Here is a 973-nt window from a genome sequence, read left to right as displayed (position 1 = left end):
AGCGGCGGCGACGGCGGTGGCGGTGGTAACGGCGGAGCAGCCGGACTCTTCGGCCACGGCGGCAGCGGCGGAGCAGGCGGCAACGCCGGCAGCAGCGGTCAAGGCGGTAACGGTGGCAACGGCGGCGAGGCCGCACTCTTCGGCAACGGCGGCGACGGCGGGGCAGGCGGAACCGCGTACGGCAGCGGAAGTAGAGGCGGCACCGGCGGTAATGGGGGAGCGGCCAAACTCTTCGGCGACGGCGGCAACGGTGGGGCCGGCGGCGGCACGGCCTTGGTGGCCGGTAACGGTGGCAACGGCGGTAACGCTGGACTCTTATATGGCAACGGCGGCAACGGCGGAGCAGGCGGAGCCAGCATGCCCGGCGGGGATGGTGGTGCGGGCGGTAACGGTGGAGAAGCCGGAACATTCGGCAACGGGGGCAATGGTGGAGCTGGTGGCGGTTCTAGTAATGGCGGGATAGGTGGTAACGGTGGGACTGGTGGCGCCGCAAGATGGTTCGGTGATGGTGGTGCCGGCGGGGCCGGCGGGCAAAGTGGGCCCGGGGACGGCGGGACCGGCGGGACCGGTGGTGCCGGCGGGCGACTGTACGGCAACTCCGGATCGGAGGGGCTGAGTTACAGAAGGTGAGTTAAACGATTTGGCCAGCGCACGTTATCAGCGCTCGAGCCGACGTCCCCATCGACGGGAATTCGCCGTGCCGGGCCAGGGTGTCGCTGATGGAGCGCAGCTGATGGAGCGCATGCGTCGCATCGACCCGCATTCGCCGCAGCCGCACCTCGCAACCCACAACTCGCAACGACGAGGGCTCCTAGCGCCCTTCAACCACATCGCTGCCGCGCGTCGCACACACAACTTCGCAGGTCAAACGTCTACCTCAGAGATAATCCGAAGACGGAAAAGTCAACCCCTCTGATCCCGAGTTGCCGTATAGCAGCCCGCCGATACCGCCGGTGCCGCCGTCCCCGGGCCC

At 68.7% G+C, this 973-nt stretch carries 1 pseudogene; it reads left to right on the top strand.

What is annotated here, in order from left to right:
• Nucleotides 1-630: pseudogene (locus BST40_RS30460) on the top strand (PE family protein); the annotation flags it as partial.
• Nucleotides 631-973: the final 343 nt, after the last annotated feature.

Source organism: Mycobacterium persicum (genome assembly GCF_002086675.1).
Classification (GTDB): domain Bacteria; phylum Actinomycetota; class Actinomycetes; order Mycobacteriales; family Mycobacteriaceae; genus Mycobacterium; species Mycobacterium persicum.
This window is presented reverse-complemented; position numbering and strand designations above follow the sequence as displayed.